We start from the raw sequence: 26020 nt of genomic DNA, 5'->3' as shown, positions 1-26020 counted from the left end.
TGACTTGGCAAACGAAACGAAAAAGGACCCGTCAACGCTGCGGATTCACGCCACGCGGCACCAGCCGAAGCTGCATCTGCGCGACCAGCATGTCGGTGGCAATGGCGAGTGCCGCGGTTGGAATCGCGCCGGCAAGCAGCATCGGAAAATCATTCAGGTCGATGCCGGTAAAGATCAGCTCGCCCAGCCCGCCGCCGCCCACGAGAAATGCGAGCGGCGCGGTGCCGACAGTGATTGCCAGAGCCGTTCTGAGTCCCGCGAAAATGACGTACATCGCGTTGGGCATTTCCACGCGCCACAGGATCTGCCGGCGGGTCATGCCAATGCCGGTCGCGGCGTCGATCAGCGTCGGCGGCACGGCACGCAGGCCTTCGTAGGTATTCATCGTGATCGGCAGCAGGGTCGCGACCCACAAGCCGAAGATGGCCGGCTTTGCGCCGATTCCGAGCAGACTCATGGCCAGCGCGAGCAGCGCGAGTTTCGGCACGGCTTGTCCCGCGTTGAGCGCGAGCAGCACGGGATGCGCCGCGCGGCCGCGTCCGGGCCGGCTAAGCCAGATACCCGTGGGGATCGCGACCACGATGGCAGCAAGACCGGCAATTGCAACCATGAGCATCTGCTGACCCGCCTGATAGACGATGTCCGCGCGATACTGCGCGAGCGACGAGAACAAGCTGTCGGCATGAGCGTCGGCGCAAGCGGCGAGCATCGTGAGCGCCACGAAAAGACATCGGCCGCGCACGCGATGAACGGTAGGCGAGCCCATGCTCATGCGCCCTCTTCCGCGCGCGTGAGCACGCCGGGATCTTCCTGGCCGGCGAGTGGAACTAAACCCGCGTTGTCATCGGTGAAGACACCCAAGCCCGCTTGAACGCATGCGTCCGGGTGCGCCGCGCGCGCCAACGCCGCGATCGCCGCATAGCTGACATAACCGGCGAAGCGGCCGGCATCGTCGAGCACGGCGAACCATGAGACGCCGTGCGCGAGCATGGCGGACACTACGCTGCGCAAGTCGTCGCCTGCACGGGCCGTCGCAGTAAGCGGCATCGCAATCGATGCATCCAGCCGGTCGTCCGCGTTCACGCCCGCGGCGTCCAGGCATGCGGCGCTGAGATAGCCGCACGGCGCCCCGTTAGAATCGACCACGATGACCTCGCCGCCGGGATGCGTGCCCAGCGCCGCGCGCACGTTGCGGTGCGTTTCTCCAACGCGCGCGACCGCTCTCGAACTCATCAGCGCATCGCTTGCGCACAGCAGGCGCAAGCGCTTCAATGCGCGATCCGAGCCGACGAAGTTCGCGATGAACGCGCTGGCCGGCCGTGCCAGCAATTCTTCCGGCGGTCCATATTGTTCGAGCTTGCCGTCGCGGAAGATCGCGATCTTGTCGGCCATCTTCACGGCTTCGTCAATATCGTGGCTCACGAACACCACGGTCTTGTTCAGGCGCCGCTGGATCTTGCGAAACTCGTCCTGGATAGCCGTGCGGTTGATCGGATCGATGGCGCCGAACGGTTCGTCCATCAGCATCACGGGCGGATCGGCGGCAAGTGCGCGCGCGACCCCCACGCGTTGTTGCTGACCACCCGACAGGTCACGTGGATAACAGCGCATGAACACGGCCGGATCAAGCGCGACGAGTTCAAGCAACTCCTCCACGCGCTTGCGCGTGCGCGCCTTGTCCCAACCGAGCATCTGCGGCACGAGCGCGATGTTGCCTTCCACCGTCATGTTGGGGAACAGGCCAACCTGCTGGATCACATAGCCAATGCGCCGACGCAACTCGACCACGTCGAAGCTCGCGGTGTCTTCTCCGCCGATCAGGATCTTGCCCGACGTCGGCTGCACCAGCCGGTTGATCATCTTTAGCGTGGTGGTCTTGCCGCAACCCGAGGGTCCGAGCAGCACGCATAACTCCCCTTCGCCAATCTCCATCGTGAGGTTGTCGACCACCGCTTGCGACTGGCGCGATTCGAAGCGCTTGGTGAGATTCTGAAGCTTGATCATCGGCTCTCCGCAATGGTGATGGGGTCGACTGCGCGCACGTCGGCCGAGACCGCGCGACGGCCCCAAGCCAGCAGGGGCAGGCGCGCCGTGCGCAGACCGGCAGGCGTGAGGCGGCGTTGCAGGCAGGCCAGTCCAAAGTCCGCCACGATCGCAAGGGCACCCACGATCACCGCCCCGGCTATCAGTTGTCTCGGGTCCGACTGCGAGATGCCGCGGCTGATCAGCTTGCCGAGCCCGCCCGCGCCAATATAGGTTGCAATTGCCGCAATGCCGATGTTGATGACCACGGCCATCCTGATGCCGGCCATGATGATGGGCACGGCAATGGGCAGTTCGACGCGGAAGAGCCGTTGCTTCGTGGTCATGCCCATGCCGCGCGCGGCTTCTCGCATGGCAGGGTCGAGATTGCGGATCGCCGTGTAGGTATTGCGCACGATCGGCAACTGGGAATAAAGGAACAGCGCAATCACCGCCGGCAGGAACCCGATGCCTTGCCCAATCAGCGACAGTACCGGGATCAGCAAGCCGAACAGCGCGATCGACGGCACCGTCATGAGGATGGCGGCCACATAGAGCACGATCCGCGCCACACGTTCATTGAGGCTGATGGCGATACCCAGCGGTACGCCGGTGAGGATGGCGAAGCCGACGCCCACCGCCACGATCTGCAGATGCTCGACGAGCATGTGCAAGATCGAAGGACCGTTTGTCCAGATGAAAGCGAGCGTTTCCAAGCGTCCTCCGGAAGAGAGCCCAGCCGATTGGGTCGATAGCGCTGCGGGATCAGGGTTTGTCGGTATATGGATCGTTTTCCAGACCACCTCGCCGCCAGAGAACTGTAGCGGCTCAAAATGCACGGCAGCACCACGTTTTCGACATCAAGTGTCACCGAGGCGACGCCCGCGGGTTTTCGCCTGGGGCCGGAGTGGGTTTTGGATTTGGGTTTGCAGGCGCTTTCAGCGCGATTCTGCCTTGCGGCCACGCCTGGTCCCGTTCGCGCTCGGGGGCTTCAGAGGCTGAGGTCTGCCTACGCCCGGAAGGGGGGTAGATCTCGTGCAGAGGGGAACTATGCGCTGCGGCTATCGATAGGAATCGAGCGCCGCGCGTGTAAACGTCTCGACATTATCGATCAGCCGATCCAGCGCATCGCGCGCCAGATCTTCGTCACCGTCCGCGATCGCCGATGCAATTCGCGCATGCAATCGTGCCGCTTCAGGCAGATTCGCCGATTCCTTGTAATGCGCGTACCAGAATCGCCGCGACAAACCCTGCATGAGTTTCATGGCGGAAGTCGCGTATTCATTGCGGGCACTTTCGAGCAGCAAGCGATTGAACGTCCGGTCATGGGCAAGAAACGCATCGCCGTCATTCTCCTGCGCCGCCTGCTCCATCTGCTCGGCCAGCGTGGCGAATTCCGCGCGCTGCTGCGAGTCTGCGCGTTTCGCCGCGACTGCCACCAGATACCGTTCGAGTTCGCGCCGGACTTCGAGCAGCTTCAATTGCTTGCGCACGTCGATCTCGGAAATGATGATGCCGAGCTTCGGTACGATCACCACCAGACCTTCGCGCGCAAGCTGCTGCAACGCTTCGCGCACGGGCGTCCGGCCCAGGCCCAGCAGCTTCGACAAGCCGTTTTCGGAGACGATCTGCCCCGGCCTGAGGCTGAGTGTTGCTATGCGCTCCTCGATCTGCGTGTACGCCTGGCCTGCGAGGCTTTGCTCTTCGTTGTCGACAATGACAGGATTGACCGGCACGGGTCCGTTCATAAATGGGCCTTCAGAGTGATTGGCGGACCCGGCCGGCGACCATCAGCGCTTGCCGAGCACCGCGCCTTTTGAAAGCGGCTGCACCAGTTGCTGGTACATGGAAAGCCAGCCCTTTTCAGTCGTTGCGCGCAGGGGCGGAAGCGCCGTGAGGCGCGCCTCCATTTCGCCGTCCGAGATTTCAAGAGTCATCGATTTCTCGTTGAGGTCGATCGTTATTATGTCGCCGTTTCGCACCACTGCCAAGGGACCGCCCTCCGCCGCCTCCGGCATCACCTGCCCGATGGTAATGCCGCTGTTCAAGCCCGACAGCTCGCCGTCGGTCACAACGGCTACCGTGTCTCCCAGCCCCGCGCCGACCAGCGCCGCCATGAAGCTGGCAGCGAACACCGTGCCCGGCCCCCCCTTCGGTCCCATCATGCGCAGGACCACAACCGAACCGCGCGCGATCTCGTTCTTCTCGATTTGCGCGATCGCATCGTTCTCGTCTTCGAATACCGTCGCGGGTCCGGAAAAGCGCCGCACGTGTTTCGGCACGGCGGAGAGCTTGACCACCGAACCGTCCGGCGCAAGATTTCCCCTGACGATGATCAGGCCCGGCTCAGCAAAAAACGGCGTCGCGAGCTTGGCGATAACCGCTTCGTCCGGCGCCGGACGCGCGTCCAGGTTCGCTTGCAAGCTGCTGCCCGTCACAGTCATGACGGAGGTATCGAGTACGCTTTGCAGTTGCTTCATCGCCCCGGCGCAGCCGCCGGCGGCCGCAAAATCCTCGATCCGGTCGGGTCCGTTCGGGCGCACCTTGGTGATCTGCCCGACCAGCGCGCCGGCTGCTTCGAATTCGCCGATGATATTCACATCGCACTCGCTCTCGATAGCGGCAGCCAGCAGATGGCGCATCACATTGACCGAGGCGCCGATTGCCACCGCCACCCGGACCGCGTTACGAAACGCCGCCGCCGTCATGATCTGGCGCGGGCGGATATCCCGGGCGACCAGGTCCATGATCGCGACGCCGGCGCGTGCCGCGTAGTCATTGAGCGCTTCGCTGCCCGCGCGGATCGGCGCGTTGCCCGGCAGCGTCATTCCCAGCGCTTCCGCCATGCAATGCATGGAATTGGCGGTGGCGAGGCCCGCGCACACGCCCGGCCCCTTGATCGCGTGGCATGTCATCTCGGTCAGGTCATGCAGCGTGATCTTCTTCGCCTTGTACGCGCCGACCGACTTGTAGACCTCTTCAATATCGACATGATGGTCGCCGCACTGAGACCCCAGCTGAAACCCGCACGTGACGATGATGCTCGGCACATTCAGCCGCCCCGCGGCCATGAGTTGCGCGGGCGTGGTCTTGTCGCATGAAGCGAGGAGCACCATGCCGTCCAGTTCGGCGCCTTCCACCTGGACCTCGACGTCGTTGACCAGCAAGTCGCGCGTGGGCATCAGGTAGCGCCCCTGCTTGCCGGCGCTGGTGACGAAATCGGATGGCGCCACCGTGCGGATTTCCAGCGGCACGCCCCCGGCTGCGCGAATCGCGTCCTGTACAACCTGCGACACGCCATCGAGATGCTGATAACACACCGACAATTTGCTCGATGAATTCACGATCGCGATCTTCGGTTTTTCGAAGTCCGCTTCCGTCAAGCCCATCGCCAGCCATTGCGAACGGCGCACGGCCCAGCGCGTGGTGCCCGGCGTGAAATTACTGCGCAATTTTTGAGTCATTGTGGAGTTCCTTTAATCGAGTTGTGCGCCATCGCGGTTGAGCAGCAAGCGGATATCGCGACCTGCCAGCCTGCTCACCGGAATGTGTTCGTTGACAGCCAGCGCCGCGGCGTGGCCGATTGCATGACCATAGGAAAAGCACTGCGCCGTGACGCGCGCGGACGCCACCGCTTCGTGTTCGGCCGATAAACATCGCCCCGCCGTCAGCAGCCCGTCGCCCCCTTGCGGCACGAAACAGCCGAACGGGACTTCGTAGTAATCGTTGAGCAGCCACTCGACGCGCGGCCGGCTGCCGCTATGCAGCTCGATTGGCCACGGTGAACGCGCGATGCCATCGGCGAATTTCTTGCCCGCGAGAATGTCGGCGTTGAGCAACGTCTGCACGCCGAGCGCCTGACGGCTTTGTCGAATGCCGACCTGCACGCCGGTGTCGTTGACCCAGCTCGTCTCGCATCCCGCCAGATGGTCGCGGAAGAAGCGCGCATACTCACGCACTTGCAGGCGCCCTTCGAACTCCGCTTCCGTGAAATCCCGATGGATCATGGAATTGAGCTCGCGGCCATCGGCGCCCGTGATACGCGTGCAATTGCAAAGCAGTTCGCCCGGACGCGGTGTAGGGAACAGCCAGATCTTGGCGCGCGGCAGCGTATAGCCGCGGCCATTCGCCTCCACGAGCTGCGCCGATATCTCGGGCGGCATGATCGTGTCGTGGCCGTACGCGCTGAGAAACCGCTCCACGTCCACACCGCCGAGGCGAAAGATCATGGTCGGATTCTGAACGTGACCGTTGTCCCCCATCGAGGTCGGCCAGCCCGCCATGGTGACCAGGTCGGCGTCGCCGCTGGCATCAATCGTAATGGGAGCCAGCACCCGCACCTTGCCGCTTTTCGTATAAATCTGCGCGCCGGCGACGCGCCCTTCGTCCAGCAGGACTTCCGTCACCGTCGCGTGATAAATCACGGTAATACCGGCTTCGCGCAGCAGCGCATCCGCCACCTCGCGCCAGACCAGCGGATCGTGGACCACCGTATAGGTCTTGCCGTATTTCACCGGATCGCCAAGGCCGCCGCGCGCATGCATCATCGCGATGAATTCATCGACGAAACCATGCACCAACTGGTTGGGCGGCGCGTCTCCATTGCTGGCTTCGTACAGGCCGCACACCGTGCCCGACAGGCCCGCGACCGCGCCGCCTCCGCAGAACCCGTAGCGCTCCGCCAGCACGACCCGGCAGCCCTGCCGTGCCGCCGTTACCGCCGCTGCGAGGCCCGCCGCGCCGCCGCCCGCGACGAATACATCCGCTTCGATAGTCTCGACCGGACGGACGTCGCGCGTCTCCAAAACGATCGTTCGAGTCATGAATCTCCTCCATCCAAGGTTCGTTTTCTAGTTGACACTCTAAGCAACAACATCATATTCTGTCAACATGTCACTGACATACTACCAACATACAAGATCATTTTGACTTAGGAGACAGCCTTATGAGGCCGCGCATTCCGTACCGGTGGATCATTGCCATCGTTCTATTTGTTGCCTACAGCATCCAGTACCTTGACCGGGTAAAAAGCAGCGTCCTGAACCCGATGATTGCGCACGATATCGGCCTCAGCACCGGTGATATCGGCACGGGCGCATTCCTGATGCTGCTGTTCTACGGGCCGTCGCAATATGTGTCGGGCCTCCTCACGGACAAGTTCGGACCGAAGCGCATCCTGGTGTTTTCGGTGGTCGCGTGGTCGGTGATGACCATGTACATGGGCGCGATCCAGACGCGCAACGAATACCTCTTGCGCATGGCGTTGTTCGGCATGCTGGTGGGAACTGAATACGTGCCGTCGGCGCGTATTCTGATGCGCTGGTTCAACAAGGAAGGCCGGGCGCGCGCGCAGACTATCCTGGCGTGGGCCTGGATTCTCACGCCCGCGTGGGCAAGCGTGGTGGCGACCCAGTTCGCCGCGCATGCGAACAGCTGGCGGATCGTATTCGTGGTCACGGGCGCGTTGGGTGTCGTCCCGCTCGCGATGATTCTGCTCTTCGTGTTCGATCGCCCCGAGCAGTACAAGAAGATCACGGAAGAAGAGCTGGAATATGCTTACCGCGACGAGATCGCTTCCGGCACCATCAAGCGCGGTGAATATCGCAACGCGCAGCAGGACATCATGCGCAACGGCGCGGTGAGCTTTCTCGACCTGTTCAAGAACAAGACCTACGTAGCGGTTGTTTTTGTCGATATCGTGATGCAGATCACGTTGTACGGCGCACTCACCTGGATCCCGCTTTACCTCTCGGACACCTTCGGTTTCAAGCTGCAAACCATGGGATGGTGGAGCGGACTTTATTTTCTCGCGGGCGCGGTGGGCAGCTTCGTATCGTCCTATCTCTCCGATAAAGTCTTTCACGGCAACCGCAAGATCATGATCCTTGCGTGCTTTATCGGCCTCGCTCCGTTCGTGGTTTTGCTCGGCTCATTGCAGCATGCCAATCAGTTGCTGCTGACTATCGCGCTTTGCGGCATGGGATTCTTCGGCAACATGGCGTGGGGACCGTTCCTCGCATTGCCTGCCGAAATTTTCACGCCGGAGGTATATGGCAAGGCGATGGGCTTCATGAACGGCGCGGGCTATTTCGTCGCGGCGTTCTCCGCGAAAATCTTCGCGATTCTTGTCACTGTCGATGCCCTCGGAAAGAAGGACTACAGCAACGGATGGTATTTCATCGCGCTGTGCGTGGTTGCAGGGGTACTGGCGGCGAGCCGGATCAAGACCGGATCTCCGGCAGGCGAGCAAAGACACCCGGACCATGGGCTGAATGGGGCGCCAGGGCCGCGAGAAAAAGGGCAGAACGTGCTCTAGCATGCTGCTGCAATGCGGGCAGAACAGGAACCAGGCGCCGGAATCGGTGCCAGATAAAATCTGGCACCGTCCGGTTCAGGAAGAACGTTTGAAGTACAAAGTCCAGGACCGTTTGCCGGCACCGTTTGCCGGCACCATTTGCCAGCGCTGTTCAACATGTACGTACGCGTCGGAGTCCTCCCTCTTCAGTTCCAGGGTGGCACCCCGTCACAGCGCAGGCTTGACGTGAGTTGCGCTATCCCAGGTCGGCGGCTTTCAATACCGCTGGGGATTTAACGCTTCCGTCCACGCTCGATTCTGCGAGATCCGTAAAAGCAGCAATAGTCTTCGCGCCTCTTCTCGAACGCAAACAGACGACATAAGAATGCGTGAAGCTCTTGTAATCTGAAATGTGCAGGACATGCAGGTTGTCATGGGGACGATATTCCGCCTGAGACACTATGCCAATGCCCAGCCCCTCCATCACCGCTTCCCGCACTGCATCGCGCGATACCTCCATGACAACTTTCGGGTGCACGCGATGTTGCGTCAGCTCCTTTTCGAGCGCAGTCCGTGTCATCGATCCCCGCTCGCGCATGATCATTCGCTGACCGTCGAGTTGCGCCAGCTTGATGCTGTCCAGCAGCGCCCACGGGTGAGAAGAATTGACGAAAACGAGGATCTCATGGGAGCCGAGATGGCGCGAGTAAAGCCGGGCATCGTTGACAATGCTGCCGGTGATCGCGACATCCGTGCTCGAATCCAGGATCTTCCTGAGCACGCCATCGGAGTTATCGCTATCGATGGAAACCTGAACCAGCGGATACCGTTGCGTGAACTTCGCGAGCAGTTTCATCACGAAGAAAGGCCCGACTGTCCCAATCCGAATAGATCCGGACACGGCTTCACCGGTCGAGCAGAGCAGATCGACCGCTTGTTCCTCAAGCTCGAATATCTGCCGCGCGACCGCGAACAGGGCCATTCCGGTTTCACTTAGCTGCAATCCCTTTGGAGAGCGAATGAATAGTTCGACGCCATAGTTCTCCTCCAACTGCTTGACCTGTACGGTCAGGGTCGGCTGGCCAATGTGAAGAAGCAATGCCGCCTTCGTGAAGCTCATCTCCTGGGCGACGGCATAAAAGGACCGCAACTGGTTGAAGTTGACGAAGGCGAGTTTGCGCTCGCGCGGTCGTTCCGGCGTCATGCGGGTTTGCATCCCGTGCGGCTCATGCGCGCATCGATGGCACTCAGGACGAGGCCGTCATCGCGAGTAAGGTCCATCAGTACCGTGTAGTGATTGCGGGCGGGCAGCATTGTGACAGTCGTGTCGAGACTACGTGAGGCGCGGTACGCAGCAAAGCGCCGGGTTTGCGAGTCGATAAAGCCGGTCGTCTCCTCTGCACCCACACCGAGGATCATCCAGCCGCCGAAGGGGCTTAGCCGGATCGGGCTAAGTGCTTTGGCATCGGCCGGGGTCAGGCAGATTTGCTGAGCGAGACTGGTTTTCATCAAAGGCTCAAGATCGAAAATTCCACTGATACAAGCACATCCGGCGATAGGTAAGCCCCGTCCCGCCGGCGCGGCGAACGAGGTTGCAACCGCCAACGCCGCAAGATGACCACCGGCCGAATGTCCCGCGATCACCATCGACGAAAAGCGCGGCAACTGAGCGCGCCCCGCTGTGTCCAGCCAGTGGAGCGCTCGACCGATGCTCGCGACAATGCCCGTCAAAAGCGTCTCCGGCGCAAGCGGATAATTTAACACCGCGACAGAATAACCCAGCTTGACGAACGGCCTGGCGACAAACGCAAACGAGCGCTTGTCCATGCTGCGCCAATAGCCTCCATGGATGAACACAAGCAGCGGCGCGTCGACCTCGCCGGCGAACAGATCTGCTCGCTCGAGCGGATGACTACCGTACGGGACGTCGAGGGTACATGCATGCGTGCTGCGGACGTCGGCACTCAAGCGGTCGATCGCGTCGTAGATGTGCCGCCGCTCGGGATACCGCGCGGAGAAAAAGTATTGCGACTCGATTGCGGGATCTATCGTCACTCGAATGACACCACGCTTCTGAGCGACTCCCCCGAAACCATGAGTTCGAAGCCGCGATTGATCTGATCGAACGGCAGGCGGTGCGTGACGAGCCGGCCGATATCTATCTGACCGTCCATGTAGAGATCGACGATACGCCCGAGTCCCGTGCGCCCGCGCACACCGCCAAAATAGCTCCCTTTCACGGTGCGCCCATAGCGCACAGCGACCGGTGGCACGGACATGAGCGCATCGCGCGGTTCAACGCCCAGCAGCACGCAAGTGCCCCATCCGGCGTGGCAGCAATCGAGCGCCTGGCGCATGACGGCGACATGGCCGGTGCATTCGAAGGCGGCATCGGCGCCGCCGTCGCACAGGTCGCGGATTTCTTCCAGAACGCGGCCCGCGCTGGCATCGATGTAATGCGTCATCCCGAGCTCCCGGGCGATCTGCGCCTTCGACGCATGCAGGTCGACGCCGATGATCGCATTCGCGCCGGCAATGCGCGCGCCCTGCACGATATTCACGCCGATACCGCCCAGCCCGAACACGACCACGTTATCGCCTTCGCGCACATCGGCAAGCGCTGCCCCGACGCCAGTGGTCACGCCGCAACCGAGCAGACAAACCGTGTCGAGCGGCGCGTCCTTGCGAATTTTGGCAAGCGCGATCTCGGGTACAACGGTGTAGCGCGAGAATGTCGATGTTCCCATGAAATGGTGCAATGGCTCGCCCTGCCATTGAAAGCGCGGTGAACCATCGGGCATGACGCCCCGATCGCGCGTCGGCTTGATCGACCAGCACAGGTTCGTGCGCCGGCTCAGGCACATTTTGCAGACGCCGCATTCCGGGCCGTAGAGCGGAATGACATGATCGCCGGCGCGTAGCGTGCTGACGCCAGGACCGGTCTCGATCACCCGGCCCGCGCCTTCGTGTCCCAGCACCGCGGGATACACGCAACTCGAATTGCTGCCCTCGATCGCGGTAAGGTCCGTGTGACACAAACCGGTCGCGGCTATTTCGACCAGGACTTCGCCCGTTCGCGGTCCGTCCACCCATATTTCATCGATGACGAAAGGCAAATGGGGCGCCACGCAAATGGCGGCAAGACTTTTTATCATCGGCGTTCGGTGGGAGTGGTTATCAAGCGGGGCGGGATTCGGCTTTCGCTGCCTTCACTTTCGGTGTGGGAAGGGCCGCAGGATCGATGTCGGCACAGTTTTGAATCAGCTTTTGGGCCGCGCGCACATCGCGTCCGCAATCCACCCCGATCACACCACGCAGCGCATTACCTTCCAGGTAATAGATCACGAACGAACCCTGGCCGGGGTTACCACGCAGCACGGATGCATAGCGGTCTGAAGGCTCGCCTGCCAACTGGATGTTGCGCCCGAACTGGTCGGTCCAGAACCATGGGACATCGCGAGGCCTGGTTTGCGCGCCGCACAGCACGGCAGCCACTGTTTGGGCATCGTCCTCGGCCTTGCGCCACGATTCGATCCGCGATGTCGCTTGCGTATGCGTCGCGCGCAAACGCGCCACGTCGCCGATCGCAAAAATGTGCGGGTCGTGCGTACGGCACTCGCCGTCGACAAGCACACCGTTTTCCACCGCCAGCCCCGCCTGAGACGCCAGTTCGTCGTTTGGCTGAGCCCCGATCCCGACCACGATCACGTCGGCCGCGACCCCTGCGCCGTGTTCCATCTCGATCCCATTGGCACGCAAGCGCGTCACGCGGGTGTCGAAACGCAAATCGACGCCGTTGCCAGCGTGGAGCGACGTTATCCACTCGGCGAAACCGGTGGGCAACAGGCGCATAAGCGGGCGCTCGGCCGCTTCGATCACCGTTACGCGCGCGCCCAGTTGTACCGCACTCGACGCAACTTCCAGTCCGATAAAACCCGCGCCGAGCACGGCAACGCGCGCGTCGCGAAGCAAGCGAGGCGCGAGCGCGGCTGCATCGGCAAGCGTGCGAAGCGTATGCACGGGCGCCCCGGCATCGACCTTGCCCGGAAACGCCCGCGCGCGCGCGCCGGTTGCGAGAATCAGCGCGTCGTACGGAACGACTTCACTGCTCGCCAGCCGGACCGCACCGCGACCACGATCGACTTCGACAACCGCATCGCCGAGTGCCAGCTTTACGTCGAGGGCATCCCACTCGCCAGAAGCAACGAGATGCGTCGACTGCGCCGGCGCGATGCCGGTCAGAACCTCTTTCGACAACGGCGGCCGTTCATAAGGCGGGTGCATCTCGTCGCCGAGGACTGTAATGCGTCCGGCAAAACCCAACTGGCGAAGATTGATTGCGGCGCGGCCGCCCGCATGTCCCGCGCCGACGATGACAACTGACTGAGGCAGGTTCACTGTCATGCCGAACCGCCCGTTGACGATTGCCGCGCAAAGCGCCGGCGGACCATGATTTCCCGGATGATCTGCGAATGCACTTCTATATAGCCATTCGCAACGCAGTGGAGATGCGGACGCATTTCCTTGTGCAGCCGCGCCAGCGCATGAAACGGCACCGATGACGCCACGTGATGCTCTGCATGAAACGGCATGTTCCAGTACAGCGTGCGAAAAACCGGATTGGCGAGCGTGGTGCGGGTGTTGGCCAGGAGGTCGGGACTTTCGTCGGCGCCGGTATGCTCGGCCATGCGGATCGCCCGCAGCACCGGTTCGCCGAAAAAGCGCGGCAAAAGCCAATAGATCACGACAGCCCATGAATGGAGCGCGATGGAAACTGCCGCGACGACGAGGTATAGCGCAAGCGTCAGGACAATCTCGCGGCGGACGCGGCTGACATCGCTTTGCGGAATGAAACTGCGCTCCACCGTCGTGAACCGGCCGGTAAGGCCGCGCCAATAAGTCCCCACCATTTTCGGCCAGAACGACGCGCCGAGTATCAGCAAGACGTACTCACGAAGTGTCGATGGAAACGGCACGATGTCCGGATCGAGACGCTCATGTTGCGTGTATGTGTGATGCGCCGTATGCCGGTACTTGAAGTACAGGAACGGCCGCATGCTCACTACCGCTGCGAACATGCCCACTGCCGTGTTGAGCCAGCGCGAGCGAAACGCGGTGCCGTGCGAGCACTCATGCAAGGGTGCAAACAGCAGCACGATGATCGCGCCATGCAGCACGGTTGCAGGAATGACCCAGAGCGTTCCCAACGACAAATAAATCAGGCAGCCCGTGAACAATAGCGTGCCGAGGTGAGCCGCCAGATGCAGCAAACCGGGCACGTTGCTGCGTTCGCGCAGGGCCTTGAGGCTCTTCTTCGGCACCATGGCTCCGCCGGTCAGCGGCCATTCCTCACTGCCCAGTCTGTTTGCGTTCAATCCATCGGTTGTCATTCATCCACCCGCGAGACATTTGATTTCGATTCCGCCGGCTGCGTTCAACGCATCGGGCGCCATTGATGTCATCGTAGGGATCGGCTTGCTTTCTGACCAATTCATTGTTTGAACGCACCCATTGATGAAGCTGGGGCACGGCGCTCAGATCGCCTGCACCGCGCTCACGGCACAATGCGCGATGGCCTCGGCGTCGAAATCCGCGCGCGCGAAGTGACCCGTTACGCGCCCCCGGCTCATGACCACGATGCGGTCGCATAGCGCCATCAACTCAGGCAATTCGCTCGATACGAGCAAGATGCCCTTGCCTTCATCCGTGACCGATTGCAGCGCCTCCCAGATCTGCGGCTTGCCACCCACGTCGACCCCGCGCGTGGGCTCCTCGACAACAAAAAGCCGTGCGTCGCGCGCCAGCCACTTCCCGAGGACGACCTTCTGCTGATTACCGCCGGACAAATTGACCACGCCGCGGTTCGGGTCCTTCGCCTTGATCGCGAGCCGTTCGATCAGGCCCCGGCTGAGCAGGTCGCGCCGCCGCCGCGACACCAGCCCGACGCGCGTCAGGCGCCGCAAAGTCGTGAGCGCGAGGTTGTCATGCACGGACATGGTCGGAACGAGGCCTTCCGCCTTGCGATCGGCCGGCAGGTACGCGAGTCCGTAACCCACCGCGCGCCGTGGCGTAGTCAGCTTGCGGACCACGCCGCCGATGCGGATCTCACCGTGATCCACGCGCTGCAAGCCGAACAGGGCGCGAATTACCGACTCCCGTTCGCATCCGAGCAGGCCCGCGATCCCTACAATCTCCCCCTCCCGCAGCTCGAGCGACACTTCGCTGAAACGCCCTTTCGCGCCGAGCCGATCCACTTCGAGCAGCAAGGCGCCGGGCGCACGAGCACGGCGCGGTGGAAAGCGCTCGCCGAGTTCGCGGCCGACCATCGCCTGAACCAGTTGCTCGGGTGTCGTGCCGGCCGCGCTGAAGCGCGCGACAGACTTGCCGTCGCGCAGCACGGTGATGCGATCCGCGATGCGCAGCACTTCTTCAAGCCGGTGTGACACATATATGATGCCCAGACCTGCCGTGCGCAGACGGTCGAGCATGCCGAGCAACGTATCAACGTGCTCGCTCGTGAGGGAGGCCGTCGGTTCGTCGAGAATCAGCAAGCGCGGCTTTGACGCAAGCGCCTTGCAGATTTCCACGAGTTGCTGCTGGCTCAGGCCCAAAGACGACACGTGCGCCCTGCAATCGATCGCAACGTGCATCATGCTCAGCAACTGCCGGGCACTCTCTTCCATCTGCTCGGTGTCGATATTGCCGAGCCGCGAACGTGGTTCGTTGCCAAGAAAGATATTCTCCGCGACCGTCATGTTCGGGCACAACGCGAGTTCCTGATGCACGAGCACAACACCGTTGTTACGTGCCGCCGCAGGCCCGTCGAGCGTCAGCGCCATGCCATCGAGGCGCATTTCGCCATGGTCCGGGCGCTGCAGACCATTCATGATCGCGAGCAGGGTCGACTTGCCCGCGCCGTTCTCGCCCACGAGCGCGTGCACCTCGCCTGCACGAATGTCGAAACTGACTTCATCCAGAGCGACGACGCTTCCGAACTGCTTGCGGATGCCCGCGACCTCGAGGAGCGGCGGCGGCTGAGTGGACGTGGACATGAGCGGTTCCATCGATCAATGCTCCTGTCCGATCCGATAGCGCTCAAGCAGCGCGCGATGATCGTCCATCGAACCGCGCAGGTTCTCGTAGACCTGACCCCAGAGCCCGAAAAATTCGTCATATCGTTCGTGGATTTTCGCGTCTGGTTCGATCGTTTCCCGAATCCTGACTATCGCCTTGACCGGCGTCACCGGGTCCGGGTAAATGCCCGCGCCGACACCCGCCAGAATCGCATCGCCAAATGGCGCCGCCTCGCCAATATCGGGAATGGCCAGCGGCAGGTTGACCACGTTCGCGGTGATCTGCGTCCACAGGCGGCTCTTGGCCGGACCGCCATTGAGGATCAGGCTGTCGAGCTTGACGCCCGCCTGCTGCGCGATCTTCACGTTCGAATAGAGGTCGAACGCCACACCCTCTACGAGCGCACGAATGAAATGGCCTCGCGTGGTGTCGGGGCGCACACCAAAAAACGTGCCGCACGCGTTCGAATTCCAGTTGGGGGCGAGCGAGTTGCCAAGGTAAGGCAAATACAGCAGGCCGTCGGCACAGGGCGCAATGCGCGCGGCCTCGGCCGTGAAGAGGTCGAACACATTCTGACCGATACGTTCGGCCAGCCTCCATTCGTAATCGCCGAACTGATCGCGGAACCACTTGAGCGAGGCGCCGGTGAACGCCATAGGCGCGTCGAACATCGTGAGGCCGGGCAGGACGTGCGGCCACTTCAGGATGCGGAATTCGTCGACCTCCTGTTCTGTCGGAATCATGATGCCGAGATTCGAGCCGGTGCCCATCGAGTAATACGCCTGGCCCGCTTCGGTCACGCCCGCACCAAGTGCCGCCGAGCTGATATCAGTGCCGCCCGCTACAACCGGCGTGCCGGCACGCAAGCCGGTTTCGGCCGCTGCCTGGCGCGTCACCTCGCCTACCACTTCGTGCGAACGGTAGATGCGCGGATATTTATCGATAGGAATGCCAATCGCTGCCGCAACGTCTTCGTTCCAGCACTCGCGCCGGTAGTCGTAGGGATAAAACAGGCCCGCATCCCCTGTATTTATCGAAAATGTACCGGTCATCTTGAACGTGCAATAGCCCGTCGGCGAGACGAATTTATGCGTCGCGTTGAAAATGTGCGGCTCGTGCTTTTTGATCCAGAGCGCCTTCGGCTCGATAAACCACGGCGCGATCCGGTTGCCGTTATTCCGGTTGATGGTTTCCTCGCCCACACGTTCCCGAATCTCGGCGCATTCGCGCTCCGAGCGCGCGTCCATCCAGATCGGTGCGGGACGCAACGGCTTGCCGTTCTGATCCACAGGCAGCGTGACGCCCACCAGGCCCGACATGGCCACGCCGCGAATGGCGTCGGCGAACGCACCCTGCTCCAGGCACGCGCGGATAGCCGCGCTCACCGCGCCCCAGTAGTTGTCAGCTTCCTGTTCCGCCCAACCCGGCCGGGGATGGAACAGCGGATGCTCGCGCGACGCGTGCGCGACGATCCTGCCGGTGTCCGTATCCAGGATCGTCGCCTTGACGTTGGTCGTGCCAATATCGATGCCGAGGGTGAGATTCGCCGCCATGTTTCGTCTCCTTAAGTTGTTGTTTAAACAGCTCCACCACTGGACGGGTTCCTAGCGTGCGCCGCGCCGCAGCCATTGAACCAGCGCCACCGCCACGATCAGCACCACGCCCACGATCAGGTTCTGGTACCACGCGCCGACACCCCACATGTTCAGGAGGCTCAGGCCGATCGCAAAGATAAGACCGCCGCACAGCGTGCGGAACGGCGAGCCGTAGCCGCCCGCGAGGCTCGTACCGCCGAGCACAGCAATCGCGATCGCATTGAGCTCATAGCCATTGGCGAGCGGTGCGTCGACCGACATGAGCCGCGAAGTGAACAATACGCCGGCGCAGGCAGCGCAAAGACCGCTAGCGACATAGACCAGCACGATCCACCCGCGCACGTTGATGCCGGCGAAGCGCGCCGTCTTTTCATCGCCGCCAATCGCATAAATGCGCTTTCCGATCACGTGCATGTGAAGCAGCCACGCGAGCGTCAGGAAAAGCACGAAATAGGCGACCGTGCCAAGTGGAATGCCTAGAAGATGCGCTTCGCCAAGCCATTGGTACGCGTCTGAACGCACATAGAATGCGTGACCGTTGGTCAGCGTGTAACTCAACCCGCGCAGCGCGCTCAGGCTCACCAATGTCATGACGAACGGCGCGACCCGCCCGTAGGCAACGCCCACGCCGTTGACGAGACCCGCGAGCGCACCGAGCAAGAGTGTGAGTCCGATCAGCGGCAACGCGGGCCCGACATACGTCCCACCGCGGGCGATCATGCGGATATCGAACTGTGCGCCGATCAGGGACATCAACTGGATCGCGCCAATCACACTGAAAATCATCACGGCCGCCACCGACAGGTCGATGCGTCCGGTCAGCAGCACGAGGGTCATGCCCATCGCGAGAAATCCGAACACCGCGACATCACGCATCAGCGTGTCGAGGTTGGCGGGGCTGAAAAAATACTCCGATGTGAAATACGCCAGCACGAGCAACGCAACCAGCAGCCAGATCAAAGGCTGCGCGATAACCGCCCGCGCCGTCTGCCTTACCGGCAGTCCGAGGGAACGGCGCGCGGCGCGGCGTTCGGTATCGAGAATGCTGCTCATGCTTCACGCTCCTTGCGCTGCAGGCTATCCGGAAGCACCACGGCGAGAATGACGCCGGCGGTGACGATCTGCTGCAAATAGCTGCTCATGCCCAGCATGTTGAGCGCATTGTTCATGGCGCCGATAATCAATGCCGCTACCACCATGCCGCCTATCGTGCCGCGGCCGCCGGCAAGCGATACGCCGCCAAGCGTCGCTACCGCGATCACGCTCAGTTCGATGCCATTGAACGCCGCCGGGTCAATATAAGAAAGGCGGGCACTTTCCAGCATGCCAGCGAGCGCGGCCGCAGCGCCGCTCAGTGCGAAAACGAGCAGCTTGATCCCGTCGACATTCACGCCTGAAAGCGCCGCAGCGCGCGGATTGCCGCCTGCGGCGTAGAGCGCGCGGCCAAACACGGTGTGGCGCGTGGCAATCAGCGCGAGCACGACCGCCACGATCAGGATGAGGATCGGCACGGGAACGCCAGCTATCGATCCGCGTCCCAGCCAGAGGAAACCCTCCAGCTTCGACGGGAAGATGGCCTGGCCGCCCGAGAGCAAGTTAGCCAGCGCGCGGGAAATGCCGAGCGACCCGAGTGTGACTATCAGCGAAGGCACCCGCAACACGGTGACGCACAGGCCGTTGATCAGGCCGAGACCGATGCCGGTTACCAGCGTAGCCGCCAGCACGGCGGCGACCGATCCGCCGGGCACGAACTGCCCGCCGACCACCCCCGCCAGCACGGCGATACCGCCTACCGACAGGTCGATTTCGCCTGCCAGCAGCACCAGCGTCATGCCGAGCCCCATTACGCCTACGGTCGATACCGCCAGCAGCACGATCCGCAGATTGTCGCTACTGACGAAGCGCGGATTGATCAGATAGCCGGCGATAACCAGCAGCGCGAGCAGCCCGAGCCGTGGGAGCGCCGGCGCCATCGCGTGGCCGCCTTGCTGCCGCTTGCGAGCCGGGGCTGGGGCCGCCGCCGGTAGAGTGGGCTGATTCATATTTGTCTCCTGCAAATGTCCGTGGCACGCCCGCTAACCGATGCGTGCGTGCCACGGACGGTGCTTCAGCGAAGTCTCATTTCCCCGGGCCGTAACCGTAGGGCCATTCGTCCGGAGTCACCGTCTCAATCCCGCCGATCTTCATCTTCGTCTTCGTGATCATCGGAAGGTTGGGCGTGAGCACCAGCTTGGGCGGTGCCTGCTTGATGAGGCCTTCCTTGAAGCCGATATGCTCGAGGACGACACGCACGCCGAGATCGCCGATCAACGGTGTGTACGGCGCGACCATGTCGATGTTGCCATCCTTCACTTCCTTGAGGACCTCGTTCGCGTCGTCGTCGGCGAGAATCACCAGTTTCTTGCCGCCCGGGCCGCTGTTGAGACGCTTGGCCTCCCGGATTGCATCGAGCGCGCCCATGGCTTCCTCGCCTCCGGCGTTGAACACCACGGAGATGTTCTTGTACGCCTGCAGCGCATCCGCCGTCGCCTTGAATGCAAGCGTACGATCGCTGTTCACCTGATATGACGCAAGAATGTGATAACCATTGCTCTTGCCAATGGTTTGCAGGAACGCGCCGGAACGGATCGCGTCAGCGGTGCTGCCAAGATCCTTGCGGTTCATGATGAGCTCGCCCTGGCCGCCCGTCGCCTGCTGGAGATAGATGCCTTGCTGAACCCCGTTCGCGTAGAAGTTGCCCATCACTTCCGAACTGATCTTCGTCGACGATGTCCGCCGGTCCACGCTGACCACCGGAATACCGGCAGCGATTGCACGGTCCACGGGCGGACCCATCGGCGCTTCCCGATTCGGCCAGAGCACGATGCCGTCATACTTCTTCGCGATCCAGCCGTCGATGACCTGCGACATGCGGTTATCGTCGAACTGCGCATCGACTATATCGATCTGCACGTTCGGATGACGTGCAGCTTCCCATGCGGCGGTGTCGGCCAGGCTCATCAGCCAGGGGTTGTTGAAGCCGTGAAAGACGAAACCAATTCGATACGTCTTCTTGGGATTGAGCACCGGGCCATCGGGCAGCGGCATGTAGTCGGTGAACGGCGCCTTGATCGTGACCTTGCTGTAATGACCCGTGAAGGTCGCGCCCATCCCGACTTTCCATACATAGCCCAGCGCAAGATTGCCCACCGGGTAGTCGGCCAGATAGTCCGCGAAACCGTCCTTGTCGAAGAGCTTCTTGACGTCCGGATTCGTCATTGAAGCGCTCGTCACGCCGCTATATTGCTTGATGACCCCGTTTAGCTGGGTGTGCACGGATTCCTGCGCGCCTGCGTTGACGCTTGCGAACGACACGCACGCGTAGCCGGCCAGCGCTGCGGCCATGCGCACCGCACTGTTTTTATAGCCAATCATTGTTGTGCTCCTCCATGCTTCGATGGAATGCCGCCGGATCGGCGGTCTGTGTTTATGTGTATTTCCATAAAGTCTATTGCTTAGTTTTCCTCCTTTATTTCAATTTCGGCGAAAACGTGTCCATCCTCGACCCGGGTCGCGAACGTCTTTAAATTCTCGGTGACGGGCGGCGACATCGCGCGTCCGGTGGGAATGTGGAACAGTCCCTGGTGCAACGGGCATTCGACCGTCTCACCGTCGATATATCCATCCGACAGATGCGCGTAAGCGTGGGTGCAGATATCACTCGTCGCATAAAATGTCCCGTTCACGTTAAAGACCGCGATACATGTGCCGGCTGCTTCGCAACGTTCCACATCGCCATCTTCAATATCCTCCGCGCGCGCAAGTTTGATCCATTGCGTCGAATTGCCTGCTTGCAAACAACCTCCTTGTGAGTCGGTTTCGTGTTGAATCGATGCTAATTGCGACCGTTACCTGGAGAAAATTCATTATTTGAATGAGCCCATTGACGCACTGGAGGTCGGCTGGCCACCCGCTTGACGTCGAGCGGTCACGATTAACGCGGTAAAGGCCATCGGGATAAACACTCCCGGTTCAGTGAAGAGGAATGCGGCGTTGCGCCAGCAGAGGCGCGACTTTCATGAGGTGAAGCCGACAGCGCGGCGAGTGCTTCGTTACCGTTACGCGGACACCCCCACGGCAAGCCTTGCGAGCGCTCGCACCATCGTGTCGCGTTTCCGGCACCGTCTTGGGGAGTTTTAAGCACAGGCTAAAGAAGTCGTTCAACCGGTCGATAGCATGACTAGGGAGTTTCCTCGACCGGACCTGACCCAGGTCCGACGTTCCCCGCACGGAGAAACGCAGTGAAACGTCTGACTTATGACAGCCGGGGAGAAAGCTTCGCGGTCGAGCGGCAGCGCTCATGAAACGTAACCTGTTCTTCCGGTTTCTTGCGCGCCTTCGTGTCGGCCGCAAGCTGCTGCTGATCTATCTGCTCGACCTGAGCGCAGTGCTGTATATCAGCGGCATCCTGATCCACGAGAAGTACATCGCGATCGACTTCTCCGACAAGGAGTTGATCGGCAACGCCTACGTCGCGGCCGCGCACGACGCGCTCATCGACTTTGCACTCGCGGGGGCCGGGCAGCCGCAGACGCCGGCCCAATTGCAACGCACGGCGAACCGCCTCGCCGACGCAGAGCGCCTCTATGGCGCGAACATGCAGAGCGCCGAGCTCAATGCGCGTGTGCTGGCCGTGCTCGCGGCCAGCGCGGCGGCGCATGCGAGCACCGCAACTGCGGACGGCGGCCTCGAGGCGACACGCGAACTGGTGACGCGGGTCGGCAACCAGTCGAACCTGATTCTGGACCCGGACCTCGACAGCTACTACTCCATGTCGCTGTCTATCCTGCGCTATCCAGAGCTGCTCAACGACGTCAACCGGATCGGCCGCCACCTGCACGATGCCAGCGCGAATCGTCGCGCCGCACCGATGAGCCGTGACGAGATGCGCACCCGCTACCTCGTGCTGGAAGGGCAGCTCGACGCTGTATTGCAGGGGCTGCGTTCCGACTACGCGGAGGCTTCCGCCGCGAACCCCCTGCTGGCAGGGACGATCGGGCCGCCAGTCGGGCGCATGCTCGCCGCGATCGACGCGTATCGCCGTGTGGCTGGTGCCGCGGTCGACGCCGGCTCGGCGGTGGACACGCTTGCCGCGCTCGATGCCGCGCAGCAGCGCGTGGTAATGAGCGTGAGCGACGCGTGGAGTGTGACCGCCAATCAGCTCGAAACACTGCTGCATGAGCGCGTGCGTGGCCTCTTTGAGCGCATGTGGCTGCATCTCGGCACGGCGCTATTCCTGCTGTGCGCGATCCTGAGCATGGTGTATTCCGTCGCACAGCAGATTTCGCGGCCACTGCGCCAGCTCGCGCGCGTGATGGACACGGTGCGGCGCACGGGCGACCATTCGCTGCGTGCCAGCTGGCATAGCCAGGACGAGATCGGACAGCTCGTGCGAGGCTTCAACGACATGCTCGCGCAGCTCGACCGCGAGCGCGACGTGCAGAAGGAACTCGCGGCGACAGCGCGCGCGTCGGCCGCGCAGCATGCGCTCGTCGAAGCGACCCCCGTGCCGATGGTCGTCACTGCGATCCCCGGGCACGAGGTGCTGCACGCGAACACGCCCGCGCTTTACTGGCTGAATGGCTGCACGGTCGACCCGTGGGCCTTCGGTCTCGACTCGGAGGTTCGCGCGCGTTTCTTCCAGCAACTCTCCGACCGCGAGGCCGTCGACGAATTCGAGGTGCACTGGAAGGCCGCGAGCGAACCCACCTGGGCCATGCTGTCAGCGCGGCGCTTCAACTTCCAGGGACGCGACGCCGTGCTGACCGCGTTCACGCCGATCAACCAGATCAAGCTGATGGAGCAGCGCCTCGAACTGTGGGGCAAGGTGTTCGAGGCGTCATCCGAAGCAATCCTGATTCTGGATTCGCAGCGGCGGCTCGTGACTGCCAACGCGTCGTTCTATCGTGCGACGGGGTATCGTGCCGACGACGTGGCAGGCAAGGAACCCGCTTTCCTTTTCGGCGCGCAGGAGCACGACGACATTTTCCCGACCGTTATCGATTCCGTCGATCGCCTGAGCGCATGGCATGGCGAAGCGCACGTGCGGCGGCGCGCGGGCAGCGACTATCCGGCATGGCTGATGCTGAGCGCGGTGCGCGACCGGCGCGCGAACCTGTCCCACTACATCTGTACGCTGATCGACATCACGGACCGCAAGAAGAGCGAGGCGCGCATCCAGTTCCTGGCCGAGCACGACGTGCTGACGGAGCTGCCGAACCGCGAGCTGTTCGTGAAGCGCCTTGGCGTCGCGCTCGGCAACGCGCGCCGCACGGGGCAGCGCATCGCGGTGCTGTTCATCGATCTCGACCGCTTCAAGAACGTCAACGATTCGCTGGGCCATCACATCGGCGACAACCTTCTGCGCTCAGTCTCGCGGCGCCTGTTGCAGGCCGTGCGCAGCAAAGACACGGTTAGCCGGCTCGGCGGTGACGAATTCACGGTGATCCTGAACGGCGTCAGCAACGCGGCCGACGTCACGCGCACGATCGATGAGCGTTTGCTGCCGCTCGTGCGCCAGCCGCACGAACTCGGCGGTCTCACGCTGCAGGTGTCGTGCAGTATCGGCGTGGCGCTTTTCCCCGACGACGGCGAGGACATCGAGACGCTGATGCAGAACGCCGACGCCGCGATGTACCAGGCGAAGGCCGCGGGACGCAACCTCGTCAAGTTCTTCGCGCCCGACATGGCCGAACGCGCCCGCTACCGGCTGACGCTCGAAGCGTGCATGCGCACCGCGATCGAGACGCATGAGTTCCGGCTCGAGTACCAGCCGTGCGTCGATGCGCACACGGGCGAACTGGTGGCCGTCGAAGGGTTGCTGCGCTGGAACAGCCCGCAGATCGGCAAGGTGTCGCCCGCGCAGTTCATTCCGGTCGCGGAAGATACGCGGCTCATCATTCCAATCGGCGCGTGGGTGATAGACGAAGCATGCCAGCAGATCGCCGCGTGGGATGCAGAAGGACTGATGCCGCTGCGCGTCTCGATCAACCTGTCAGCGATCCAGTTGAGCGGGTCCGACCTGATCGGGACGCTCGCGGACAGTCTCGCGCGGCATCGCGTGGACCCGTGGCGTCTCGAACTCGAGATCACCGAGACCGTGCTGATGGACAACGCGGAGAACTATCTCGCCACGATCAACGCGATCCGCGCGCTCGGGGTCAAGCTATCGCTCGACGATTTCGGCACCGGTTACTCAAGCCTCAGCTATCTGAACCGCTTTCCACTGGATCGGCTCAAGATCGATCGTGCGTTCGTGCTCGACATGCTCGATGCCCCGGCGGATCTCGCCATCATCCGGGCGATCATCGAGCTCGGCCACGAACTGGGGCTGCGCGTGGTCGCCGAGGGTGTCGAGAGCGAGCATCAGGCTCGCATCTTACGCACGATCGGTTGCGACGAGCTGCAGGGCTTCCTGTTCTCGAAGGCGTTATCGCCTGCCGATTTGTGGTCCTGGACCAACACGCGCGAGGTGGCGTGAGCGGCGCGGCAGCTTCTTTCGTGGCGGTGGGGTGGTACGGATTCAGGAGAAGGCAGGAAGGCAGTCACGGCATTTGCGGCCAATCCGGCAACGATAAACCGTGAACGCTCACGCTTCTGATGCGCGATGTATTCGCAGCGGAAGGAGCGTTGCCGCCCCGAAAGCCAACAAGTGAAAACAGGAGAGCATCACAAAGGCCATCAGGAATTGCCGTGGCTGAGCGTTCGCCGGCTTGTGCATCGTCAAGGAAATCACCACGGCCAGGAGCGTGGTCGCAATCGGCCCCCCGACCCTTTGTGCAATGTTCAACGCGGTGTTCGCGACGGCGAGCCGCGCTTTCGGGATCGATGAATAGGCTGCCGATATCGACGGTATGCTGATCGTTCCTTGACCCGCCCCGGCCAGGAAAAGGCTGACCACGGCCCACGCAACCGAGAGCTGATGCCCTGTCATCCAGAGGAACGTGATCGTGCTCAGGAAAGCCAGCAACGCACCTCCCGCCGAGACCGCGCGGCAGCCATATCTTTCTGTCAGGAATCCCAGAAGTGGAAACGAGCACATCATGCCGACACCCGTCGACGCGATGATCCAACCCGCATGCGCGGCGGACAACCCACAGCCTGCGATCAGGTACAAAGGAACGACAAGTTGCCGCCCAAACAAAATGCCATTGGCGAAAAATTGCGTGGCCGCGGCGACAGAGAAAGTCCGGTCCGCAAAGATCCGCACGTCGATCAGCGCGTAACTGCCCTTGCGTTTCGCGTGCCGCAAGAATCCCGCAAGAAACACGGCGCCAGCGAGCAGAACCCATCGTCCCTCTGTGTGCGACGCATTTTGAAGCCCGTAGATGAGCGCAACGAGGCCAGGTGAAATCAGCGCGAAACCGAGGAAATCGAACGGGCGCTTTTGTAGAGAGATGGCGTCGCCCGGAAGCAGCAAGAAAGCCAGCCCGACACCGAGAATGCCGACCGGTACGTTGAGGTAGAACAGCCAGGACCACGTGGACACGCCAAGAATCGTCCCGGCCAATACCGGACCAAGGATGGGACCAAGCAGAATAGGCAGGGCGGTATAGCCCATCACACGCGCCATGTTTTTTCCCGCCACGCGCGCAATCATCATCTGTGTCATGGGCGCCAGCACGCCGCCTACCAGACCCTGGAATACGCGGGCACAAATCAGCTCACCCATGCTTCGGGACGCCCCGCATAGAATGGAGGCCAATGTGAATGTCGCGAAGCCGATGATGTAGAGGCGCTTCGCGCCAATGCAGTCCACGAGCCAACCGTTGAGTGGCAGCATCAGCGCCATTGCCAGCAGGTAGCCGCTGATGATCCACTGCGCAGTCGCAATCGACGAGTCGAGCGTGTGACTGATGGTCGAGAGCGAAACGTTGACCACGGTGGAATCGAGCTGCGTCATGAACGGCCCGATCACGGCGACGAGGGCCACTTTCCAGACAGACGGATCAATCCCGCCAGGCGCGTTGGCGCTCTTCTTCATCTCGTTTTTCAT

Annotated in this window: 20 protein-coding genes; 2 read left to right on the top strand and 18 right to left on the bottom strand. The window is 62.2% G+C overall.

Annotation, left to right across the window (positions count from 1 at the left end; genetic code table 11):
• Positions 1 to 31: 31 nt before the first annotated feature.
• The 6 genes from HB376_RS15675 to HB376_RS15650 all read right to left on the bottom strand — a co-directional run bounded on the left by HB376_RS15675 (position 32) and on the right by HB376_RS15650 (position 6845).
• The gene (locus tag HB376_RS15675; protein ID WP_255631368.1) at positions 32 to 772 is read right to left on the bottom strand and encodes an ABC transporter permease; all 741 of its coding nucleotides are present in this window, start codon (positions 770 to 772) and stop codon (positions 32 to 34) included.
• Entirely contained in the window at positions 769 to 2004 is a 1236-nt protein-coding gene (locus HB376_RS15670) for an ABC transporter ATP-binding protein (protein WP_213764572.1), read from the bottom strand. The genes HB376_RS15675 and HB376_RS15670 overlap by 4 nt, the downstream gene beginning before the upstream one ends.
• Positions 2001 to 2738 carry an ABC transporter permease gene (locus HB376_RS15665; protein ID WP_276572812.1) on the bottom strand — a complete coding sequence of 246 codons (738 nt, stop codon included), beginning with the start codon at positions 2736 to 2738 and terminating at the stop codon, positions 2001 to 2003. Before HB376_RS15665 ends, HB376_RS15670 begins: the two co-directional genes overlap by 4 nt.
• A 345-nt stretch (positions 2739 to 3083) precedes the next feature.
• Positions 3084 to 3770 (bottom strand): GntR family transcriptional regulator, encoded by a 687-nt coding sequence (locus tag HB376_RS15660; protein WP_213764571.1) that lies wholly within the window; start codon positions 3768 to 3770, stop codon positions 3084 to 3086.
• Positions 3771 to 3812: 42 nt separating this feature from the next.
• Complete coding sequence (ilvD, locus tag HB376_RS15655) at positions 3813 to 5486, bottom strand: dihydroxy-acid dehydratase (RefSeq protein WP_213764570.1); 1674 nt, start codon at positions 5484 to 5486, stop codon at positions 3813 to 3815.
• A 12-nt stretch (positions 5487 to 5498) separates the two neighbouring features.
• On the bottom strand, positions 5499 to 6845 hold the full coding sequence (locus HB376_RS15650) for an FAD-dependent oxidoreductase (RefSeq protein ID WP_213764569.1): 1347 nt from the start codon (positions 6843 to 6845) through the stop codon (positions 5499 to 5501).
• Positions 6846 to 6967: 122 nt separating this feature from the next.
• Between HB376_RS15650 and HB376_RS15645 the strand changes: the two genes are divergently transcribed.
• The gene (locus tag HB376_RS15645) at positions 6968 to 8338 is read left to right on the top strand and encodes an MFS transporter (protein ID WP_213764568.1); all 1371 of its coding nucleotides are present in this window, start codon (positions 6968 to 6970) and stop codon (positions 8336 to 8338) included.
• Positions 8339 to 8573: 235 nt separating this feature from the next.
• On the opposite strand, the gene HB376_RS15640 is transcribed toward HB376_RS15645, so the two are convergent.
• The 11 genes from HB376_RS15640 to HB376_RS15590 all read right to left on the bottom strand — a co-directional run bounded on the left by HB376_RS15640 (position 8574) and on the right by HB376_RS15590 (position 20822).
• Positions 8574 to 9521, bottom strand: coding sequence for a LysR substrate-binding domain-containing protein (locus HB376_RS15640; RefSeq protein WP_213764567.1), 948 nt, complete (start codon positions 9519 to 9521; stop codon positions 8574 to 8576).
• Positions 9518 to 10372: an alpha/beta hydrolase gene (locus HB376_RS15635; RefSeq protein WP_213764566.1), complete on the bottom strand. Its 855-nt coding sequence runs from the start codon at positions 10370 to 10372 to the stop codon at positions 9518 to 9520. The genes HB376_RS15640 and HB376_RS15635 overlap by 4 nt, the downstream gene beginning before the upstream one ends.
• Positions 10369 to 11472 carry a zinc-binding dehydrogenase gene (locus HB376_RS15630; RefSeq protein ID WP_213764565.1) on the bottom strand — a complete coding sequence of 368 codons (1104 nt, stop codon included), beginning with the start codon at positions 11470 to 11472 and terminating at the stop codon, positions 10369 to 10371. Before HB376_RS15630 ends, HB376_RS15635 begins: the two co-directional genes overlap by 4 nt.
• 22 nt (positions 11473 to 11494) lie before the next feature.
• Positions 11495 to 12721, bottom strand: coding sequence for an FAD-dependent oxidoreductase (locus HB376_RS15625; protein ID WP_213764564.1), 1227 nt, complete (start codon positions 12719 to 12721; stop codon positions 11495 to 11497).
• Positions 12718 to 13707 carry a fatty acid desaturase gene (locus HB376_RS15620; protein WP_213764563.1) on the bottom strand — a complete coding sequence of 330 codons (990 nt, stop codon included), beginning with the start codon at positions 13705 to 13707 and terminating at the stop codon, positions 12718 to 12720. The genes HB376_RS15625 and HB376_RS15620 overlap by 4 nt, the downstream gene beginning before the upstream one ends.
• A gap of 144 nt (positions 13708 to 13851) precedes the next feature.
• Positions 13852 to 15369, bottom strand: coding sequence for a sugar ABC transporter ATP-binding protein (locus tag HB376_RS15615; protein ID WP_213764562.1), 1518 nt, complete (start codon positions 15367 to 15369; stop codon positions 13852 to 13854).
• A 15-nt stretch (positions 15370 to 15384) separates the two neighbouring features.
• Positions 15385 to 16944: an FGGY-family carbohydrate kinase gene (locus tag HB376_RS15610; RefSeq protein WP_213764561.1), complete on the bottom strand. Its 1560-nt coding sequence runs from the start codon at positions 16942 to 16944 to the stop codon at positions 15385 to 15387.
• Between the two features lie 51 nt (positions 16945 to 16995).
• Positions 16996 to 18039: an ABC transporter permease gene (locus tag HB376_RS15605; protein ID WP_213764560.1), complete on the bottom strand. Its 1044-nt coding sequence runs from the start codon at positions 18037 to 18039 to the stop codon at positions 16996 to 16998.
• Positions 18036 to 19028, bottom strand: coding sequence for an ABC transporter permease (locus HB376_RS15600; protein WP_213764559.1), 993 nt, complete (start codon positions 19026 to 19028; stop codon positions 18036 to 18038). The genes HB376_RS15605 and HB376_RS15600 overlap by 4 nt, the downstream gene beginning before the upstream one ends.
• A 76-nt stretch (positions 19029 to 19104) precedes the next feature.
• Entirely contained in the window at positions 19105 to 20400 is a 1296-nt protein-coding gene (locus HB376_RS15595; RefSeq protein ID WP_213764558.1) for a sugar ABC transporter substrate-binding protein, read from the bottom strand.
• A gap of 80 nt (positions 20401 to 20480) precedes the next feature.
• Positions 20481 to 20822, bottom strand: a complete 342-nt coding sequence (locus HB376_RS15590; RefSeq protein WP_213764557.1) for a non-heme iron oxygenase ferredoxin subunit — start codon at positions 20820 to 20822, stop codon at positions 20481 to 20483.
• A 503-nt stretch (positions 20823 to 21325) separates the two neighbouring features.
• Between HB376_RS15590 and HB376_RS15585 the strand changes: the two genes are divergently transcribed.
• Complete coding sequence (locus HB376_RS15585; RefSeq protein ID WP_213764556.1) at positions 21326 to 24505, top strand: EAL domain-containing protein; 3180 nt, start codon at positions 21326 to 21328, stop codon at positions 24503 to 24505.
• Positions 24506 to 24613: 108 nt separating this feature from the next.
• Here HB376_RS15585 and HB376_RS15580 read toward each other — a convergent pair whose 3' ends face one another.
• Positions 24614 to 26020, bottom strand: coding sequence for a DHA2 family efflux MFS transporter permease subunit (locus HB376_RS15580; protein ID WP_213764555.1), 1407 nt, complete (start codon positions 26018 to 26020; stop codon positions 24614 to 24616).

The sequence above is a fragment of the Caballeronia sp. dw_19 genome (genome assembly GCF_018449515.1).
GTDB lineage: Bacteria > Pseudomonadota > Gammaproteobacteria > Burkholderiales > Burkholderiaceae > Caballeronia.
This window is presented reverse-complemented; position numbering and strand designations above follow the sequence as displayed.

Coding starts and splice junctions, on each gene's coding strand:
- HB376_RS15675 (WP_255631368.1), bottom strand. CDS start 772: ATGAGCATGGGCTCGCCTACCGTTCATCGCGTGCGCGGCCGATGTCTT.
- HB376_RS15670 (WP_213764572.1), bottom strand. CDS start 2,004: ATGATCAAGCTTCAGAATCTCACCAAGCGCTTCGAATCGCGCCAGTCG.
- HB376_RS15660 (WP_213764571.1), bottom strand. CDS start 3,770: ATGAACGGACCCGTGCCGGTCAATCCTGTCATTGTCGACAACGAAGAG.
- ilvD (WP_213764570.1), bottom strand. CDS start 5,486: ATGACTCAAAAATTGCGCAGTAATTTCACGCCGGGCACCACGCGCTGG.
- HB376_RS15650 (WP_213764569.1), bottom strand. CDS start 6,845: ATGACTCGAACGATCGTTTTGGAGACGCGCGACGTCCGTCCGGTCGAG.
- HB376_RS15645 (WP_213764568.1), top strand. CDS start 6,968: ATGAGGCCGCGCATTCCGTACCGGTGGATCATTGCCATCGTTCTATTT.
- HB376_RS15640 (WP_213764567.1), bottom strand. CDS start 9,521: ATGACGCCGGAACGACCGCGCGAGCGCAAACTCGCCTTCGTCAACTTC.
- HB376_RS15630 (WP_213764565.1), bottom strand. CDS start 11,472: ATGATAAAAAGTCTTGCCGCCATTTGCGTGGCGCCCCATTTGCCTTTC.
- HB376_RS15625 (WP_213764564.1), bottom strand. CDS start 12,721: ATGACAGTGAACCTGCCTCAGTCAGTTGTCATCGTCGGCGCGGGACAT.
- HB376_RS15620 (WP_213764563.1), bottom strand. CDS start 13,707: ATGACAACCGATGGATTGAACGCAAACAGACTGGGCAGTGAGGAATGG.
- HB376_RS15615 (WP_213764562.1), bottom strand. CDS start 15,369: ATGTCCACGTCCACTCAGCCGCCGCCGCTCCTCGAGGTCGCGGGCATC.
- HB376_RS15610 (WP_213764561.1), bottom strand. CDS start 16,944: ATGGCGGCGAATCTCACCCTCGGCATCGATATTGGCACGACCAACGTC.
- HB376_RS15605 (WP_213764560.1), bottom strand. CDS start 18,039: ATGAGCAGCATTCTCGATACCGAACGCCGCGCCGCGCGCCGTTCCCTC.
- HB376_RS15600 (WP_213764559.1), bottom strand. CDS start 19,028: ATGAATCAGCCCACTCTACCGGCGGCGGCCCCAGCCCCGGCTCGCAAG.
- HB376_RS15595 (WP_213764558.1), bottom strand. CDS start 20,400: ATGATTGGCTATAAAAACAGTGCGGTGCGCATGGCCGCAGCGCTGGCC.
- HB376_RS15585 (WP_213764556.1), top strand. CDS start 21,326: ATGAAACGTAACCTGTTCTTCCGGTTTCTTGCGCGCCTTCGTGTCGGC.
- HB376_RS15580 (WP_213764555.1), bottom strand. CDS start 26,020: ATGAAAAACGAGATGAAGAAGAGCGCCAACGCGCCTGGCGGGATTGAT.